We start from the raw sequence: 2,523 nt of genomic DNA, 5'->3' as shown, positions 1-2,523 counted from the left end.
CAAGTTGCACCTTATGATATTTTTTTAATTTGTATTTATTTGAAAAGGCGGCGCCGCCCCCCCCGCGCCCCCCACCCCTCGCGCACTACCAGCGGGTAGCGGTCGACGCCAATTCGAGGGTGTGTTCGCCTCCGGCGAAAATTGATTCCGCAGGGCGGAACAGGGCCGGTGAAGACCCCCGGACGGAGTACCTCCGGTTGCCGATTTCCCGGCCGTGAGCTGCGACGATACCTCCGAGAACGGGTCATACCGCCGCCGCGCGGGCCGCACCGGGTGCGCCTCGGGGCACCCGCCGACGCCACCTGCTGCCAACAAGTGCAAAGATGTATTTCCGGCACGACTGGGCGCCTTACGAGGGCACTCACCCACCGGACCGCGACCGGCCCGGCGATCCGCACCTTTTGCATGGAGGACGTGACGTGGCGAACGACGCCAGCACCGTTTTCGACGTAGTCATTCTCGGAGGCGGAAGCGGCGGTTACGCCGCGGCGCTCCGTGGCGCCCAGCTCGGCCTGAGCGTCGCGCTGATCGAGAAGGGCGAGCTGGGCGGCACCTGCCTCCACCGCGGCTGCATCCCGACCAAGGCGCTGCTGCACGCCGCCGAGGTCGCCGACGAGACCAAGGAAGCCGCCGAGTTCGGCGTCCTCGCCACCTTCCAGGGCATCGACATCAACGGCGTCCACAAGTACAAGGACGACGTCGTCGCCGGCCTGTACAAGGGCCTGCAGGGCCTGGTCGCCTCGCGCAAGGTCACCTTCATCCAGGGCGAGGGCAAGCTCTCCTCGCAGACCTCGGTGGACGTCAACGGCCAGCGCATCGAAGGCCGCCACATCGTCCTGGCCACCGGCTCCGTGCCGCGCTCGATCCCGGGCCTGGACATCGACGGCAACCGGATCATCTCCTCCGACCACGCGCTGAAGCTCGACTACATCCCGAAGTCGGCGATCATCCTCGGCGGCGGCGTCATCGGCTGCGAGTTCGCCTCGGTCTGGAAGTCCTTCGGCGTCGACGTCACCATCGTCGAGGGCCTCCCCCACCTGGTGCCGCTGGAGGACGAGAACTCCTCCAAGCTGCTGGAGCGCGCCTTCCGCAAGCGCGGCATCAAGTTCGAGCTGAAGTCCCGCTTCTCCGGCGTGGAGTACACCGAGAACGGCGTCCGGGTCTCCACCGAGAACGGCAAGTCCATCGAGGCCGACGTGCTGCTGGTCGCGATCGGCCGCGGCCCGGTCTCGGCCGGCCTGGGCTACGAGGAGCAGGGCGTCGCGATGGACCGCGGCTACGTCCTGGTCGACGAGTACCTGCGCACCAACGTGCCGTCCATCTCCGCCGTCGGCGACCTGGTCCCGACCCTGCAGCTGGCCCACGTCGGCTTCGCCGAGGGCATCCTCGTCGCCGAGCGGATCGCCGGCCTCAAGGTCGTCCCGATCGACTACGACGGCATCCCGCGGGTGACCTACTCCAACCCGGAGGTCGCCTCCGTCGGCCTGACCGAGGCCAAGGCCGTCGAGCAGTACGGCAAGGAGAAGGTCGTCACCCTCAAGTACAACCTGGCCGGCAACGGCAAGAGCAAGATCCTCAAGACCGCCGGCGAGATCAAGCTGGTCCAGGTCAAGGACGGCGCCGTCGTGGGTGTCCACATGGTCGGCGCCCGCATGGGCGAGCAGGTCGGCGAGGCCCAGCTGATCTACAACTGGGAGGCCCTGCCCGCCGAGGTCGCGCAGCTCATCCACGCGCACCCGAGCCAGTCCGAGGCCCTCGGCGAGGCCCACCTCGCGCTGGCCGGCAAGCCGCTGCACGCGCACGACTGATCGCGCCCCCGTCCCCGTTCATTCCTGTACGCAAGACTTGATAGGAGTCGCTGGAACCATGGCGGTCTCAGTAACACTGCCCGCGCTGGGCGAGAGCGTGACCGAAGGCACCGTCACCCGTTGGCTGAAGGCCGAGGGTGAGCGCGTGGAGATCGACGAGCCGCTGCTCGAAGTCTCCACCGACAAGGTCGACACCGAGATCCCGGCGCCGGCCTCCGGCATCCTGGCCTCGATCAAGGTCGGCGAGGACGAGACCGTCGAGGTGGGCGCCGAGCTGGCGATCATCGACGACGGCTCCGGCGCCCCCGCCGCCGCCCAGGCCCCCGCCGCCGAGGCTGCTCCGGCCGCCGCGCCGGCCGCTCCGGCCGCCGAGGAGGCCCCCGCGGCCCCCGCTCCGGCCGCCGAGGCCCCGGCCGCCCCCGCCGCCGCTCCGGCCGGCGACGCCACCCCGGTGCTGCTGCCCGCGCTGGGCGAGTCGGTCACCGAGGGCACCGTCACCCGCTGGCTGAAGGCCGAGGGCGACACCGTCGAGGTCGACGAGCCGCTGCTGGAGGTCTCCACCGACAAGGTCGACACCGAGATCCCCTCCCCCGTGGCGGGCACCCTGGTGAAGATCCTGGTCGGCGAGGACGAGACCGCCGAGGTCGGCGCCCAGCTCGCGCTGATCGGCGCCGCGGGCGCGGTCGCCGCCGCCCCGGCTCCGGCCGCCCCCGCC

General features: G+C 70.1%; 2 protein-coding genes. Both read left to right on the top strand.

Annotated elements, in window-relative coordinates; translation table 11 throughout:
- Window positions 1–401: 401 nt before the first annotated feature.
- The gene (lpdA, locus tag ACWEO5_RS15100) at window positions 402–1,808 is read left to right on the top strand and encodes a dihydrolipoyl dehydrogenase (protein WP_344554753.1); all 1,407 of its coding nucleotides are present in this window, start codon (window positions 402–404) and stop codon (window positions 1,806–1,808) included.
- Between the two features lie 58 nt (window positions 1,809–1,866).
- Window positions 1,867–2,523: biotin/lipoyl-containing protein (locus tag ACWEO5_RS15095; RefSeq protein ID WP_452162817.1), on the top strand; the 657-nt coding region annotated here is incomplete at its 3' end.

The organism is Kitasatospora sp. NPDC004272 (genome assembly GCF_053603035.1).
The sequence above is the reverse complement of the archived record's forward strand: the minus strand, read 5'-3'. Positions and strand labels throughout refer to the sequence as shown.